This window comes from Pseudomonas sp. P135 (assembly GCF_020312125.1).
GTDB classification, from domain to species: domain Bacteria; phylum Pseudomonadota; class Gammaproteobacteria; order Pseudomonadales; family Pseudomonadaceae; genus Aquipseudomonas; species Aquipseudomonas fragariae.
Genome location: NZ_JAGPYR010000018.1, coordinates 55,797 through 71,595, shown reverse-complemented (window position 1 = coordinate 71,595; position 15,799 = coordinate 55,797). Strand labels below are relative to the sequence as shown.

Here is a 15,799-nt window from a genome sequence, read left to right as displayed (position 1 = left end):
TCCGTCAGTGGCTGGCCGCTGTTGCGCCCATTTCGTTGACTTGCTGAAAGGTCGAGAAGCGCTCGAGCGCGAACGGCCTGATCAACTCGGGCACTTTGCCGCCGCTGGCCACCAGTTCGGCCATGGTCTTGCCGCAGATCGGTGTGGCCTTGAAGCCCCAGGTGCCCCAGCCCGCGTCCAGGTAGTAATTCCGGACCGGCGAAAGGCCCATGATCGGGCTGTAATCCGGGGTCATGTCGGTGATCCCGGCCCATTGGCGCATCAGTTTGGCGTTGGCCAGAAACGGAAACATCTCGATGGCGTGGGCCAGCAGGCTTTCCTTGAGCTCCAGCGTCGAGCGGCTGTTGAACAACGGGTAGGGATCAGAGCCACCGCCAAACACCACTTCGCCACGGCTGGTCTGCTGCACATAGCAGTGCAGGGCGGACGAGCTCACCAGCGGGTCGAGAAAGGGTTTGAAGGGTTGCGTGACCATCGCTTGCAGCGGGAAAGTCTGGATCGGCGAACGAATCCCGGCCTTCTTCATCATCTGCGAACTCATGCCCGCCACCGCCTGCACGGCGCAGCCGCATTGGATGGTGCCGCGATTGGTCTTCACCGCAGTGAGGGTGCCGTTCTCGATCACTAGTTCCTGCACTTCGGTCAGTTGATGAATCTCCACTCCACGCTTGGCCGCCTGCTTGGCGTAACCCCAGGCGACCGCGTCATGCCGGGCGGTGCCACCGTCGATGTGCCACAGGCCGGCGAGCACCGGCAGATGGCCGGGGTCCAGATTGAGGCTCGGCACCAGCTCGCGGATCTGCTGGCGATCGATCATCTCGGTGCGGCCGCCGAAATGCTTGTTGACCTCGGCGCGCTGGCGGAACGACCTGACCGTGGCGTCGGTGTGCGCCAGGGTCAGTTGGCCGCGCTCGGAGTACATGATGTTGAAGTCGAACTCGTTGGACAGGCCCTGAAACATCTTCACCGACTCGGTATAGAACTTCACGCCTTCGCTGGTCAGGTAATTGGAGCGGATCACCGCCGTGTTGCGCGCTGTGTTGCCGCCGCCCAGGTAACCTTTTTCCAGCACGGCAATATTAGTGATGCCGTGGTATTTCGACAGGTAGTAAGCGGTGGCCAGGCCATGCCCGCCGCCGCCGATGATCACCACGTCGTAGGAGGACTTCAGTTCCTTGGGCGCAGGCAGATCCACCTCGACCGGGTACTGCGAGCTGAGCCCGTATTTCAACAGGTTGAAAGGCATACGGCCTCCGGTTGGCTGCGTTGCGCGTGGGCCTGCTGCAGGGCAGCAGTCACGGTGTTTTTCATCAGAAAGGCGATAGTCATCGGGCCGACCCCGCCGGGGACCGGGGTGATGGCAGCAGCGACTTCGGTGGCGCTGGCGAAATCCACATCGCCCACCAGGCGGCTGCGGCCATGGTCCTCGATGCGGTTGATGCCGACGTCGATCACCACCGCGCCGCGCTTGAGCCAGCTGGCATCGATAAGGCGCGGACGGCCAACCGCCGCCACGACGATGTCGGCCAACTGGCACAAGGCCCTGGCGTCGGTACTGCGCGAATGCACCACCGTCACCGAGCAATGCGCTTGCAGCAGCAGAGCGGCCATGGGTTTGCCGACGATGTTGGAGCGACCGATCACCACCGCATGCTTGCCGCTCAGATCGCCGCAGGTTTCTTCCAGCAAGTGCAGGCAACCGCTGGGGGTGCAGGGCGTCAGTACGTTGCGCCCCTGGCTCAGGCCACCGACGTTTTCACTGTGAAAACCGTCAACGTCCTTTTCCGGGTCGATAGCCTGCAGGACGCGGTTTTCATCGATGTGAGCGGGCAAGGGCAGTTGCAGGAGAATGCCGTTTACCGTGTTGTCGGCGTTCAATTCGGCAATCAACGCCAGTAAGCGTGCCTGGCTGCTGTCGGCCGGCAGGCGGTGCTCCAGCGAGCGAATGCCGGCTTCCCCGGCGCGCAGGATCTTGTTGCGTACGTAGACCTCACTGGCCGCGTCATTACCGACCAGAATGACCGCCAGCGCCGGTTCGATGCCTTCGGCCTTCAGGGTTTCTACATCGTGTCTGACCTGTTGCAGAACGCGAGCGGCGGTGGCCTTGCCGTCGATGATGTGTGCGCTCATCGGAACACCACCGTTCGATCCTTGTTGAGAAACACCCGGTGCTCCAGGTGATATTTGACGGCCCGCGAGAGCGCGATGGTTTCGTTATTGCGTCCCGCCGCGACCAGGTCGGCCGGCAGGTAGACGTGATCGACGCGCTGCACTTCCTGCTCGATGATCGGGCCTTCGTCCAGGTCGCTGGTGACGTAATGCGCGGTGGCGCCGATCAGCTTCACGCCGCGCTCGTAAGCCTGATGGTAGGGCTTGGCGCCTTTGAAGCCCGGCAGAAACGAGTGATGGATATTGATCGCCCGACCCGCCAGTTGCTGGCACAGGTCGTCGGAGAGAATCTGCATGTAGCGCGCCAGCACCACCAGCTCGGTGCCGGTTTCATCGACCACCTTCATCAGCGCGGCTTCCTGCGCGGCCTTGGTTTCCCTGGTCACCGGCAGGTAGATGAAGCGAATACCCTCACGCTCGGCCATCGGTCGCAAATCCAGGTGATTGGAGACGATGGCGGTGATGGTCATGTCCATCTCGCCCTTGTGGTAGCGGTACAGCAGGTCGGTCAGGCAGTGATCGAACTTGCTGACCATCAGCAGCACACGCATCGGCCGGCGCGTGTCATGCAGCTCCCACTGCATGGCAAAGTCGCTGGCCACGGCATCGAAGCCGGCTTTCAACTGCTGGATGTCACCCTCATGACCATCGTTGAAACGAAACACGGCGCGCATGAAAAAGGTGCCGCTGTACTCATCGTCGAACTGGGCCATTTCACCGATGTAGCAGCTGTTGCCAGCCAGGTAGGAAGTCACCGCCGCGACAATGCCGGAGGTCGCCGGGCAGCTGATCTTCAGGATGAAATGGTTCTTCTCGTGTTGCATGGCGTGTCCTCTGAAGGGTGGCGGCAGTTCGGCGCAGGGCGAAAAAGGTCAGATGCAGAGGTTTTTCGTCGACGAATAAAATTCTCTACAGGAATTTAATATTCTTGAAGGCTGTTTTATAGGCGAAAGGAAATCCAGCGTCCAGAGGTTTCTGGAAACTTTGTTTACTAAAGGGAATATTGCGGGTTTCTGGGGGGGCGCGCGGCGTTGCCAGATTTTACTGTGCTGGCAAGCTGCTATTCCGGCGGAGCATTGCGCCCGCTGGAAATATTCAGGGCCCGGTCGATGCGTGACGCCTATTTCATCCCGATCAGGCCCTTGGCCTGGCTACGGCTGTCGGAGTCCATATTATTGGACGACATCGCGTTATTCAGCGCGCTCGTGGCTTGGGACAACGCTGATTGCATGCTTCTGATGGTGGACGTCAAAAGCTCTCTCTGCCGTTTCCTCTCATCTTCCGACAGGGTCTTGTCGTTCAGCAGTTCCATCAATTCCTGGTTCTTTTCAGCGATCTGATCCTGAAGCTTGCGGATGTTTTTCAAGACTTCCTTGACGTCCTCAGGCAGGCCGGACTGATCGATGTCTGCGTTCTTTTCACTTTCGAGTTTTTCCTGACCTTCTTTCGAGATCTGAACCTTCGCAGCGGCAGGTGTGACACTGGATACTGCGGAGCTTTCTGTCACCGAAGCTGGCGTTGAGGTCACGACCTGAATATTCATGATCGGAGTGGTGTCGAAAGGTGTGATTTTCATTGAGGTTCCGGTCCCGAAGCATTTGTGGAGTCTTGTCTAATACGCCTATCGGCCCGCAACAGCAGGGCCTTTAGCCTGATGTATCTATTTTGTACAAAATTGTATATTCGCGCACGCATCCGATGGTCAGGCTCTTGGGGAATGGTCTGTACACCTCTACTGGACGGGTTCTTTGATTGATCCCGACTGCCTGACCAAGGCGTCGACCTTGTTTGCTATGACTTGACCGAACTCGGCCACTCATTGAAACCGCAGCTGGAAATGCTGTCCGCATGGGCAAGCAATAACAGACAGGCAATCGAGCAGGCACGCGCAAGGTTCGATCAGCAAAGTTCTCCGGCAACGTCGGCCGAAGATACTTTGCGTACCTGAATAGAAGCAATTTGCTACTGCGCGTCATCAGTCATGATGCGCCTCACCGACAAACGTCAGCGAGGTAAACAAGCCGCGTTCGGCGATGTCGGCGTTGTCCTTGACTGGCAGCGTGATTTCGGCGGCGATGATGTTCAGCCCCTCGTTACGCACGATGACGCTGGCCAGACCCTGTGCATCGGTTTCAGCGCTGACGGCGTCCGGTGCGCTGCGGTAATCGCCGATCAGTTTGATGCCGGCGGCGGGTTTGCCGTCGATCAGTACGCGCACCGGCAGTGGTTTGCCTGCGCCGACTTTCAAGGGATCGGTCTGCGGCACGATCACGAAATTCAGCTTGTTGAACGCTGGCAGGTGCGCGCCTTCTGCGTATATCGCCACGCTGTATTTGAAGGTATGGATGGAGTCGGTGCCGTTGGGCACTTTGCTGCGGCCCTCATTGATCCATTGCTTCTCGGCGTTGCGCGTCCACATGCCGTTATCCAGCGCAATGCTCATGACCGCAGGCGGCTTGAGCGGCACCAGACGCGCGTGGTCTTCAAGACGTTGTACCGTCACCGGGATCATTTTGCCTTGCAGGTCGTAGGCCCACGCGCCGCTGACTTTCTGCGCCTTGAAGGCGTTGTCTTCGGCGCCATGGCCGTAGACCACTTCGATATTGCCGCGACGCTGTTCGGTCCATAGGCCGTGCGCATTGACGTGACTGGCGAATAAAGCGCCGAGCAGGCTCAGGGCCAGGAAAGGTTTGCTTGAAAGCATGATGCGTCCTTGTTGTTGTGAGCGAGGGTCTATTGAATCGGGTGTCATGGGCGTCAGAGGCTGAGGGTCAGGCTGACCGTAACGTTGCGCGGTTCGCCAGGCGCGACCCAGTAGTTGCTGTAGGAGCGCTCGTAGTATTTTTCATCGAAAATGTTGTTCAGGTTCAAACCCACCGTGACGTTGTCGCTGGCTTTGTAATGCGCCAGCAGGTCTACGGTCTGGTAGGCCGGCAACTCGAAGTCAGCGCCCGACTGCCCCGAGCGGTCGCCGACGTAGGTGTACGCCGCGCCCACGTCCGAGCCGCGCAACGCGCCTTCCTGGAACTCATAGACGCCCAGCAGGCTGCCGCTGTGTTTGGCGACGCCAAGGATGCGACTGCCCGTGGGGATGCTCTGGTCGCCCTTGGTCACTTCGGCGTCAATGTAGGCGAAGGCACCGATGAGCCGAACGGCTTCGCTGACCTGCCCGGTAAATTGCACATCGAAGCCTTGGCTGCGAGCCTTGCCCACCGCGCGATTGGTGTCGGTGCCGGGGTCCAGGGCCAGAACGTTTTCCTTTTCGATATGAAAGGCGGCGAGGGTCGTGCTCAGGCGATCGTCGAACAGTTCGCTCTTGATTCCGACTTCGTAGCCGACGCCTTCTTCCGGGTCGAAGGTTTTGCCTGCGGCATCCAGGCCATTGTTGGGCTTGAACGAGGTGGAGGCGTTGGCGAACAGGCCGACCTGCGGTGTGAGTTGATAAAGCAACCCGGCGCGCTGAGTGAAAGCGTCCTGGCGCTGCCCGGAGGTGGCGTTGGTGGTGAAGTCATCGACCTGCTGATCGAAGTGTTCGTAGCGTGCCCCGATCATGCCGCGCAGCTTGTCGGTAAAGACAATCTGGTCCTGCAGGTTCAGCGCGCGGCTTTCGACATGCTCGTAAAAATCAGTACCGGAGCGTGCGCCAGCGGGTTTCGGCTGGCCGTAGACCGGGTTGTAGATGTCGATGGCGTAGGGGCTGCCGGCGATGGTCGTGACACGTTCGTTCTTGCGATAGTTCTCGTACTCGGTGCCGATCAGCACTTCGTGCTCGACGCCCAGGCCATCGAAACGGCCGCGTAACTCCAACTGGGTGATGCTGTCATGCCAGTTGTTGTCGCGCTCACGGTAACGGCGATTGACCGTGTGCCCGTCGGCATTCAGCGGGCGCGCCTCGCTGGCAAAACCCGACATATCGCCCTGTTTGTAATGGCTGGCCAGACGCAGCGACCACACATCGTTGAGCTGGTGGTCCAGGGCGAACTGCATCATGTTGTTGTCATTATCGATGTCATCGTCCGGCTCACCGAGGAAGGTCGAGCGCGACACGCCACTCCACTTGTTGTTGGGGGCGACCACGCCTCGGTCGAACGTCGATGTGTGGCGCACGAACTCGGTTTCCACCAGCAGACGGGTGTCAGGGTTCAATTGCCAGCTGAAGGATGGGGCGACAAACACCCGTTTGCTCTCTACATGGTCACGAAAGCTGTTGTTGTCTTCGACGGCCAGATTGACCCGCGAAAGCAGATTGCCTTCTTCATCCAGCGGCGTGTTGACGTCCAGCGCGGTGCGATAACGATCCCAGCTGCCTGCGCTGGTCTGCAAGGTGGTAAAGGCTTCGGGCTGGGGTTTTTTGCTGACGATGTTGACCGTGCCGCCCGGATCGCCACGCCCGTACAGGCTGGCGGCGGGGCCTTTGAGCACTTCGATGCGTTCGATATTTGCGGCATCCGGCGTGGCTGGGTAACCGCGGTTGGCGCTGAAGCCGTCCTTGTAGAACTCGGACGTGGTGAAGCCGCGGATGCTGTACTCGTAAAGCGTCAGACCGCCGAAGTTATTCTGCTTGGATACGCCGCCGGCAAAATCCAGCGCGCGCTCGACATTGTTGCTGCCAAGGTCCTTGAGCACTGAGGCAGGTACCACGCTGATCGACTGCGGGATATCCGCGATGGCGGTGTCGGTCTTGGTGGCCGTGGCCGAGCGGGTGGCGCGATAGCCCTGGACCGGGCTGGTCGCCGTCTCGTACTGATAGTCGGAAGTGACGTTGACGCTTTCCAGTTCAATGGTCTGCGGGCTTTCCTCCGCGTAACCCGTGTTGCCAAAAACCCCGATTGCCAAGCCTGCCAGAGACACGATTCTACGAGACGACATGTGAGACTTCCTGATAGTAATAGATACAATATAACATCTCCGTTGAGAATTATTGCTGTTTGTTGAAGGGGAGATGTAACCGTCGCATCTATCAGGAGGCGTCCCGGGCTTGAGGACCAGGATTCAGGTAGTGGGAATAGGGATAACGCGTGAGGTCCATCTCTGTTGAGGAAATGGACCTTGCTCACTCACGCCAGCAACTCTGTCCCGAGTTGAAACGCCACCCACAACGCCAGTCCGGTGGCGAAGGTCAGCGCGATGTTTTCGAACCAGTTGTTGCGGTATTCCTTGCTCAGCAGTGACTTCTGATTGGACATGATCAGCAGCCCCAGCGAGATGACGGGCAACCCGATGATATTCAGCGCGTTGACGCCCAGGGTCAGGGTCACGAAGTCCGGCATGCCGGGCAGCGACCAGATCAGCGGGGTGACCAGAATGAACAGCATGAACCACCGGTGCATCGGGTCGTTGTGGAACACTTTGCCGTAGCGTTCGCGGCGCTTGGGCTGGATGTGCTGGAAAGCATCGGTGATCAGCATCGGAAAGGCTGTGGTCTTGCCGGAAATACTGGCGAACAGGGTGGCGAACACGCCGATGAAGAAGATGTACCAACCCAATGGGCCGAAAAAGATTTCCAGGGCCTTGCCCAGGTCCGCCAGGGTGTTGACCTGAATACCGTTGGGCCGCAGGATTTCGACGCCCACCACCCAGATGGCCAGGTTGATGACGATGCCGACGATCACCGCGAACAGCAGATCGTTGCGCTGGATGCGCTTGTGCTCCGGGCCGGTCCAGCCTTTTTCACGCATCACGTAAGGGTGGACGAAGTTGGCGATCGACCCGGCTACGGCACCGATCACCGAAACCGCCACCAGCAGTGCGCCGTGCACGCCCTCATCAGGCGGAATGCTGAAGCCGATGGTACCCTTGATGATGCCGGTGACGTCGGGCCCGGACATGATCGCCAGGGTCAGAAACGCCAGGGTCATGATCGCCAGCAGCACCTTCATCACGCCTTCGATCATTGCGTAGATATTGCGCCCCACCAACAGCCACACGGCAATCACCACTGCGACGGAGCAGAGCAGTGGCTGGTCGATGTGCAGCAGCATGGCAAGCGCCTCGCCAGCGCCCTTGATCATGTAGGCGTTTATCAAATGCCCCATGAGCAATGCGTAGCCAAGCATGAACCAGGCAAACAGCGGATGCAGCTGCGCGTAACCCTGAAGGATGGTCATGCCCTGGTTATTGCAGAGCTGGAAGCGGGCGATGATGTTGACGATCAGAAACCTGAGCAACAGCGAAATCGCCAGTACCCACATCATGGCGTAACCATAGCTGGCGCCTGCCACCGATGAGGTGATCAGATCGCCCGCGCCCAGCCAAGACAGCACGGCGATGATGCCTGGCCCCAATAACCTGGCAAGTTTCTTGAAACGAGGTTCGGCTACTGGCGTGGCCGTTTCTTTGAGAGACGGGGTAAGCGGCATGCGGTGAATCTCCGTTTTTTATTGTAATGAGATGTCAGTCACTGCCAGACAAGATAAGACGTCGTACAACATGGGTCGTTGGTAAAAATGTAACTATGTGTGAACCGGCTGTGATGCAGGCTAAGCTCGCGTCTGCCAACCCCGTTTATCTGGAGAGCCCATGACGTTTCCAATGCTCGCCGCTGCTCAATTCTGTTCTGCACGGGGAGATATCGAAAGCAATCTCTCCGGGCATCTGGCGTTCATGCAGCGGGCAGCTGAACTGGGCGCCCGTTATCTGCTGTTTCCCGAGTTGTCACTCACAGGCTACGAGCCGGATCTGGCTCGCGAGTTGGCTTTGCTTCCAGACGATGCGTGTCTGGCGCCGCTCGTGGCACTGGCTAAAAAATTGCGACTGACGACCACCCTTGGCGTGCCGCTCAGGGGGCCGGACGACAGCGTGCTGATTGGCGCACTGACCTTCACCGCTCGGGGCGATGTCATCGCCTACGCCAAGCAATATCTGCATCCCGGCGAAGACGTCGTGTTCAGCGCCGGCAACGAGGACTGCTATCTGCCAGTTGATCAGCAGCGAATCGGTCTGTACGTGTGTGCCGACTTCGCCCACGCCGAACACGCGCAGCGCATGGCGCAAGGCGCAGCCTGGGTGTACGCAGCCAGTGTGCTGATCTCGCCGGGAGGCTATGAATACGATGCCGGACTGCTTTCGGGGCATGCCCGCCGTCACTCGCTGCCGGTGTTGATAGCCAATCATGGCGGGCCGACCGGCGGCTGGCAGTCGGCGGGGCGCAGTGGTCTGTGGGACGAGGCAGGGCGCTGGGTTGGCGGGATGCAAGGTGAAGGAGGTGGTCTGGTAATCGCAACCCGCCAGCGCGAGGGCTGGCGGGTGAGGGCGGTTACGGTGGACTAAGGGTGGTCACGCGCCCACGGCATTGTCCGCTTTGAGCTCGGGCTCATTATGCGAGCGCGAAAGGGTCTCCGGCACGGCCAGCCACAACAGGCAGAACGCGACCGCTGCCACGCCGGCGAGGGTCAGAAATGCCGCGCTGTAACCTGCTGCATGCACAACAAAGCCCGCCAGGCTGTTGCTCAGCGCTGCACCCAGCCCGAATAGCGTGGACAGCGCACCCAGACTCACGTTGAAACGCCCGCTGCCTTGAGTGAGGTCCTTGACCATCAAGGGGAACAAGGCACCGAACAGGCCCGCGCCGATGCCGTCAAGCATCTGCACCGCCACCAGCCAATAGGGATCATCGGAGAGGGTGTAGAGCACACCGCGAATCGGCAAGAACAGAAAGCCGGCCAGCAACAGTGGCTTGCGCCCCCAGACATCCGCTTTCATGCCGACCAGCAGCGCGGCCGGCACCATCACCAGTTGGGCCGCAACGATGCACGCCGAGGTCAGCGGTGTGGCCATCTGCATATTGATTTGCGACAGCTTCTGACTCACCAGCGGCAGCATCGCCGCATTGGCCAGATGGAACAGCGCGCAGCAGATACCGAACATCAGCAGCGGTTTATTGCTCAACAGCGCAGAAAGGCCTGACGGTTGATGACCACTTACGTCGTGGCTGGCATCGAAACCCCGCGCCACGTCGTGATCGATGGCGTCTGCGGAAACGAAGCTGACCGCGACAATACTCGCCAGCGCCATGGCGGCCATCAGGTAGAACACCGCAATAGGTCCGAAGAGGTAGGCGAAGCCGCCAGCCAGCAGGGCTGCGCAGGCATTACCGGCGTGGTTGAACGTTTCGTTGCGCCCGGTACGGCGGGTAAACGCTTTGGGCCCGGTGATGCCCAGGGAAATGGCCGCGATGGCCGGTGCAAATACCGAGGCCGCAATGCTGCTCAACGCCTGGGTCAGGGCGACAACGGAAAAAGACGAGGTGAAGGGCAGAATCAGGCAACTCAGCGTCACCAACAAGGCCGCCACACCGATCATGGCGCGCTTGTAGGGCGTGCGGTCGATCAGCGCCCCTGCAGGTGTCTGGGTCAGCAGCCCGGCAACGCCGGCAATGGTCATCACCACGCCGATGCTGGCCGGGTCCCATTTGTGCACCGCCAGCAGATAGATCGCCAGATACGGGCCCAGGCCATCGCGGACATCGGCAAGGAAGAAATTCAGGCTATCCAGTGAAAGGGTGTTGCGGCGATCTGCATGACTGACCAAGAGTGAAGTTCCTGTAATTCGTCCGACCCCAGGCAACCGAGTCACGGGTAATACTGACCCGGGCCGTTTTAAAGAAGTTTCCGCACCCAAGATGAAATTTAGGCTTCAAATGCTCTTTTTCTGCAGGCTTTTCAGTCGCTGGGTCGCGCGTTGCACGGCAGCCATTTTTTCGGGCCGTTTCATGCGCTTCCACTTGCGAATATCGTCTTTGGTACGCCCGCAGCTCACGCACAGATCGCCGCTGAGCTGGCACACGGAAATACACGGGTTTTCGATGTCCTTGGCCATGCTCAACCTCGTCTGGCGTATTTGCGTTTGATGCGCTGCTGCCAGTTGCCCGCGTTCTCGCGCAGGCACTGCTCTTCGCAGTCGACATGCACATGCGCCGCTGCATTCGACAGGCTGACCTGGGCATCGTCAAGTGCCTCTACCGTGAGACCGATCATGCGCTCGTCCAACCCGCGCTGCAGCGCAGCGTTCTTGTCGGCCAGCGTATCAAACACCCACACCACCTGCAGGCTGGCCGGGAACGCCGCGTAATCGACTTCATGAGTCAGCCAGCAGAAACCGGGCATCTCGGCCTTGGCGGTCTCGCAGGCGTGCGTCAATGCGCTCACCAGACGCCGATCTGTCTGGGCCTGTTCGCGTTTGCTGGAGGGCATGGTGGACCTTGGGGCGTTGAAAAGGAGTGGCGCAAGATACCTTATCGCGAGTGTGTGTCGAAGCATGGGAGGCGGTATATCTGCAGGCGAAGTCTGATCGCAAACGGCCATTATTCAAGCCGCCCAGCGGTATCTTGTAGGATGACGTGCGGCCGCAAGACGCGCGCCTTTCCGACAATAAAGATAATGGATGCTCATCATGGAACTCTCATCATCAGGCAGCACACCCGATCAAAGCCGCAGGGGCTTTCTCAAGCAGTCGCTGGCCGTTTCGGCAACCGTTGCCGCCATTGGCGCATTGCCGCGTCTTTCCAGCGCTCAGCCGCTGACCCAGCGTTATCCCGACCCTTTGGTCAGTGTGCTGGACGACAGCTTTACCCACATACGAATATTCAATGCCAGCGTCGAGAAACTGGCCAGCGGCATGCGCTGGGCCGAAGGGCCGGTGTGGATCGGTGACGGTCGCTACCTGCTGGTCAGCGATATTGCCAACAATCGCATCATGCGCTGGGACGAGGTGACGGGTGAGCTGTCGGTGTACCGCGAGCACTCGAACTTTTCCAATGGCATGTGTCGCGACCGTCAGGGCCGGCTGCTGGTTTGTGAGGGCTCCAGCACGACCACCGAGGGGCGGCGCGTGACGCGTACCGAGTACAACGGGCGCATCACTGTGCTGGCCGACAGATTCGAGGGCAAACCTTTCAATTCGCCCAATGACATCGCCTGCAAACGTGATGGGTCTATCTGGTTCACCGATCCCACCTTCCAGGCCGAAAGCAACTACGAAGGTCAAAAGGTCAAGCAGGAGCAACCCTTCGGCGTCTATCGCATAGACCCCGCGAACGGCAAAGTCTCCAGGGTGATCGATGATCTGGCCGGTCCGAATGGCTTGTGCTTTTCGCCGGATGAAAAAACCTTGTATGTGGTCGAGGGGCGCGCCAAACCCCACGGCCTCATCTGGGCGATAGCGGTCAACGAAGACGGCACGCTGGGCGAGCGGGGCAAGCTCATCGAAGGCCTGGACTACGCAGCGATCGACGGCATCAAGTGCGACGAGAGCGGCAATCTGTGGTGCGGCTGGGGCGGTAACGGTGATCCCAAGGCGGATATGGAGAAACTCGACGGTGTACGAGTGTTCAACCCTCAAGGCAAGGCCATCGGCCATATCAGCCTGCCCGAGCGCTGCGCCAACGTCTGCTTCGGCGGGAGAGAGGGCAATCGGCTGTTCATGGCCAGCAGCCATTCGCTTTATTCGGTGTTCGTGAACGCGCGCGGTGCCACGTTTGCCTGACAGCGCGTGACCCGATGACGGCGTATGACACGACGCGTCGTCAATCGGGTCGAACCCCTCGGACTATGCCCGGTCTGTTCCTGTAATTACTTTCAGGGATAGTTATTTATGTCGGCGCAACGCGGCCTTGTTCTACTTGCACGAGGCGGTTATGCCGCCCGTGGGGTTGTTTATCTGATTATTGGTCTGTTCGCGGTACTGGCGGCGCAGGGCTCCTCGCAGCCGGCCGACAGCCACAGCAGTCTTGAAGCGCTATTGAGCCAGCCCTTCGGCGGCGTTCTGGTCGGGGTGGTGATCGTCGGTCTGCTGGCGTTTGCGGCATGGCGTGTCTTGCAGGCTACCCGGGACGTTGACCATCATGGCCGCGAATTCAAAGGGCTGGTGATTCGCGGCGGTCTGTTGGTGGGCGGCTTTACTTACGGCGCACTGGCGTTCTTTGCCTTGGGCCTGCTGGTCAGTGGGCTGAAGAGCTCCGGAGGCTCATCGGGTGGTGGTCAGGCCAAGGACCTGCTGGCAGCCATTCTGTCCTGGGATCACTCCAATCTGCTGGTCTACGTGGTCGCCCTGGTGCCCCTGGGGTTGGGCATTGTGCACATCATCAAGGGCTACAAGGCGTCCTTCGAGAAGTATTTCGAGGCCGATGAAGACGTCATGAAGTACGTGCGTCCGGTATCGCGCTTCGGCTTGATCGCCCGCGGCGTGGCGTTCATCGAAATTGCCGTGCTACTGGCAGTGAGCGGTTCCAGTTATCAGGCCATGCACCCGCCGGGCATGAAAGATGCGCTCAACGGTTTGCAGGATCTGCCCGCAGGCGGCCTGGTATTGCTGATCGTGGCACTTGGGCTGATCGCGTTTTCGGTGTACAGCTTCGCCCAGGCGGCCTGGCGCCGGATCAATATGGACGTGCCTGATGCGCCGGAGGCTGTAGCGCGCCATTTCCGCTGATCAACCGTATTCTGGCAAAGGACTGCGTGACGTCTCAGGTCAGGCAGTCCCTTAGTGGCGCCTGCCAGTAAAAATAATGTGATCTACGTCTCAAGTCGTCCTTGGTGTGGCCGACATTCTCTTTAGCGCTGCGATCATTTTCCGGACTGACGTTCTCCACGCGGGCCCGGATCAGATTCAGCGCAATAAAAATAAAAGAGGATAGCCATGACCATTCTTCAGCGAGTGATCGGTGGGTTTGCTGTGCTGGTGTTACTGCTGCTCGCCATGGCAGGTATCAGCTATCAAAGCACCCATTCCATAAGCGATCGGATCAGCGTCATCACAGGGCAGTCCGCACCCTTGAGCAGGGCGGCGAGCGAGCTTTACGTGCATGTGCTGCGCGCCAACCAGGCACTGCTCGGGATTCTGGTCAGCACTGATCCCAAACAGATCGACGATGGCAAGCAGCCCTTCAACGACAGCATGACCCGGTTCAATCAGTTGCTGGACAGCACGCCTGCCTACATTGGCGATCGTGCCGAACTGCGCGACAACCTGAACCAGCAACGCCAACTGAGTGCGGCTTATGCCGAGCAGGCGCAGACGCTGATTGCCAGCCATCGACAGCACGTTCTGCAGGCACTTCAGAGCCGAGTGTTGCAGGGCTACAGCAGCACTCAGGGCGCGCAACTGACCGGTTATCTTCGTGACTATATTGCCCGCGAGCGCAACGCCGGCTCCGCCGAGACGGTGGCGGCGGGGGAAAAGCTGTTACTGGACGTCGGCAAATCCTACGAAGGTCTGGCTGCCCATGCCGCCACACCGAATATTCAGACCTTGCAGCGCGTGCTCAACCTGCAGGATGAGGTGATCAGCACCCGCACACGGGAGCTCATCGCAGTCGACCCGCGCGCCGGCCGGATTGCCGCAGTGATGGTCAACCGCCTGCTTAACGATCTGACTGGCAGCGACGGCGTTTATCAGGCCTACAGGCAGGAAGCGGCACTCGCCGAGCAGGTCGACAAGCAGCGCCAGGCAGCGGAAACCCGTCTTCAAGCAACGCTGGGCAAGATCGGCGAGTTCGGCAATCAGTCAGTGGCGGTGGCCAACGAGGCCAAGGCCGGGGCGGATTCGACCATCGCCACCAGCCTCAGCCTGTTGCTGATCGCCTGTCTGCTGGCCGTCATGGCGGCAGCGATCATCGGCACATGGGTCGCCTTCAGCCTGCGTCGCCCTCTGGCGGCGTTCCGCGAGGTTTTGAAGACGCTCACCAGTGGCGACATGCGGGTACGTTTCGACGTCAGCCGCCGCGATGAGTTTGGTGAGTTGGGTGGTTATCTCAATGAATTCACCCAGTCGTTGCAACAGACGTTTCGTCAGTTGATCGGCTCGGCCGACACCCTGGCGCTGACCGCCAGCCAGAACGCGCAGATCAGTGAGCAGACTACCCGCGTGGTCGACGAGCAGAAGGATCGGCTCAACTCTGCCGCGTCAGCCATGAATGAAATGGAAAGCACGGTCGAGGAAGTCGCCCGTCGGGCTCAGGACACCCGTGGCGCGGTGGACAGCACCAGTGAGTTGACCGGGAAAGTGCAAAAGCGCGTGGCTGAGACCATCGTCAACATTCGCCAGCAGGCTGAGCAGGTCAACAAGGCGTCTGCGGTGACCGACGAGTTGCAGAAATACGGGCAGAACATCGACGGCATCGTCGACGCCATTCGCACCATTGCCGAACAGACCAACCTGCTGGCGCTCAACGCAGCCATCGAAGCGGCGCGGGCTGGCGAGCAGGGCAGGGGCTTTGCGGTGGTGGCCGATGAGGTGCGCTCGCTGGCCAGTCGCACCCAGACCTCCACCAGCGAGATCCAGGAAATGATCGGGCAGATGCAGAGCAAGATCCATTCGGCGGTAGAGGTGATGAACGAAAGCCAGATCCAGTCCGACCATTGCGTGACACTCGCCTCCGGCGCTGATCAATTGCTGGTGGAAATGGGCGAGGCGGTGGATGTGATTCGCGACATGAACATTCAGATCGCTGCGGCCACCGAACAGCAAAGCGCGACCGTGCAGGAGACCAGTCGCATGGTCACGCACATCAACGATTCCGCCCAGCAGGCCGCCGACGGTGCCGAGCAATCGGCAATCAGCAGTCAGGACCTGTCGAAAATGGCCAGGGATCAGCGCGAGCTGCTCCATCATTTCAGCGTTTAACGCCCCGGGA

14 protein-coding genes are annotated in these 15,799 nt (G+C 59.8%); 4 read left to right on the top strand and 10 right to left on the bottom strand.

The window, feature by feature from the left end:
• Window positions 1-4 precede the first annotated feature (4 nt).
• The 7 genes from KBY08_RS21930 to KBY08_RS21900 all read right to left on the bottom strand — a co-directional run bounded on the left by KBY08_RS21930 (window position 5) and on the right by KBY08_RS21900 (window position 8,528).
• On the bottom strand, window positions 5-1,246 hold the full coding sequence (locus KBY08_RS21930; protein WP_096126686.1) for an FAD-dependent oxidoreductase: 1,242 nt from the start codon (window positions 1,244-1,246) through the stop codon (window positions 5-7).
• Window positions 1,228-2,130 carry a bifunctional methylenetetrahydrofolate dehydrogenase/methenyltetrahydrofolate cyclohydrolase FolD gene (folD, locus tag KBY08_RS21925; protein WP_058399474.1) on the bottom strand — a complete coding sequence of 301 codons (903 nt, stop codon included), beginning with the start codon at window positions 2,128-2,130 and terminating at the stop codon, window positions 1,228-1,230. Before folD ends, KBY08_RS21930 begins: the two co-directional genes overlap by 19 nt.
• Complete coding sequence (gene purU, locus KBY08_RS21920; protein WP_024661293.1) at window positions 2,127-2,993, bottom strand: formyltetrahydrofolate deformylase; 867 nt, start codon at window positions 2,991-2,993, stop codon at window positions 2,127-2,129. Before purU ends, folD begins: the two co-directional genes overlap by 4 nt.
• A gap of 296 nt (window positions 2,994-3,289) precedes the next feature.
• Window positions 3,290-3,745, bottom strand: a complete 456-nt coding sequence (locus KBY08_RS21915; protein WP_003407855.1) for a hypothetical protein — start codon at window positions 3,743-3,745, stop codon at window positions 3,290-3,292.
• Between the two features lie 399 nt (window positions 3,746-4,144).
• Entirely contained in the window at window positions 4,145-4,873 is a 729-nt protein-coding gene (locus KBY08_RS21910) for a DUF4198 domain-containing protein (RefSeq protein WP_096126683.1), read from the bottom strand.
• Between the two features lie 53 nt (window positions 4,874-4,926).
• Complete coding sequence (locus KBY08_RS21905) at window positions 4,927-7,038, bottom strand: TonB-dependent siderophore receptor (RefSeq protein WP_058822642.1); 2,112 nt, start codon at window positions 7,036-7,038, stop codon at window positions 4,927-4,929.
• A gap of 188 nt (window positions 7,039-7,226) precedes the next feature.
• Window positions 7,227-8,528, bottom strand: coding sequence for an Nramp family divalent metal transporter (locus KBY08_RS21900; protein ID WP_057457802.1), 1,302 nt, complete (start codon window positions 8,526-8,528; stop codon window positions 7,227-7,229).
• Between the two features lie 160 nt (window positions 8,529-8,688).
• Between KBY08_RS21900 and KBY08_RS21895 the strand changes: the two genes are divergently transcribed.
• Window positions 8,689-9,438 (top strand): carbon-nitrogen hydrolase family protein, encoded by a 750-nt coding sequence (locus KBY08_RS21895; RefSeq protein WP_111522602.1) that lies wholly within the window; start codon window positions 8,689-8,691, stop codon window positions 9,436-9,438.
• 6 nt (window positions 9,439-9,444) lie between these two features.
• Here KBY08_RS21895 and KBY08_RS21890 read toward each other — a convergent pair whose 3' ends face one another.
• From KBY08_RS21890 to KBY08_RS21880, 3 genes are all read right to left on the bottom strand, one after another.
• The gene (locus KBY08_RS21890; RefSeq protein WP_177410958.1) at window positions 9,445-10,698 is read right to left on the bottom strand and encodes an MFS transporter; all 1,254 of its coding nucleotides are present in this window, start codon (window positions 10,696-10,698) and stop codon (window positions 9,445-9,447) included.
• 105 nt (window positions 10,699-10,803) lie between these two features.
• The gene (locus KBY08_RS21885) at window positions 10,804-10,986 is read right to left on the bottom strand and encodes a DUF1289 domain-containing protein (protein ID WP_003315517.1); all 183 of its coding nucleotides are present in this window, start codon (window positions 10,984-10,986) and stop codon (window positions 10,804-10,806) included.
• Window positions 10,987-10,988: 2 nt separating this feature from the next.
• Window positions 10,989-11,360, bottom strand: a complete 372-nt coding sequence (locus KBY08_RS21880) for a hypothetical protein (protein ID WP_111522604.1) — start codon at window positions 11,358-11,360, stop codon at window positions 10,989-10,991.
• A 190-nt stretch (window positions 11,361-11,550) separates the two neighbouring features.
• On the opposite strand from KBY08_RS21880, the gene KBY08_RS21875 reads away from it, so the two are divergent.
• The 3 genes from KBY08_RS21875 to KBY08_RS21865 all read left to right on the top strand — a co-directional run bounded on the left by KBY08_RS21875 (window position 11,551) and on the right by KBY08_RS21865 (window position 15,789).
• Entirely contained in the window at window positions 11,551-12,651 is a 1,101-nt protein-coding gene (locus KBY08_RS21875) for an SMP-30/gluconolactonase/LRE family protein (protein WP_011267530.1), read from the top strand.
• A 108-nt stretch (window positions 12,652-12,759) separates the two neighbouring features.
• Window positions 12,760-13,596: a DUF1206 domain-containing protein gene (locus KBY08_RS21870; protein WP_024647903.1), complete on the top strand. Its 837-nt coding sequence runs from the start codon at window positions 12,760-12,762 to the stop codon at window positions 13,594-13,596.
• Between the two features lie 207 nt (window positions 13,597-13,803).
• Window positions 13,804-15,789 (top strand): methyl-accepting chemotaxis protein, encoded by a 1,986-nt coding sequence (locus KBY08_RS21865; protein WP_060409718.1) that lies wholly within the window; start codon window positions 13,804-13,806, stop codon window positions 15,787-15,789.
• The last annotated feature ends 10 nt before the right edge of the window (window positions 15,790-15,799 follow it).